The 242-nt window shown below is 53.3% G+C and carries 1 protein-coding gene; it reads left to right on the forward strand.

What is annotated here, in order from left to right; genetic code table 11:
- A partial coding sequence (locus ACYYG1_RS17815; RefSeq protein WP_461211665.1) for a glycosyltransferase family protein occupies positions 1-242 on the forward strand: 242 nt, incomplete at both ends.

Below are 242 nucleotides of genomic sequence, written 5' to 3' on the forward strand. Positions count from 1 at the left end.
TTCATTCAAGGCTATGAAGAAGGGTATGACCAAGTCATCGCGCAGCGCAACCGAAAAGGGGACAGCCCCGTGCGTTCCGTGCTTTCTTCCCTGTATTATAAATTTATCAACAAAGCCGTCGAAGTGGACCTGCGTGACGGGGTCGGAGATTTCCGCCTGCTGAGCCGGCAGGCTGTTGATGCCCTTTTGAAGCTGAGTGAAGGGAACCGTTTCTCGAAAGGGCTGTTCTGCTGGATCGGGTT

Source organism: Desulfocurvus sp. DL1XJH-121, assembly GCF_054819825.1.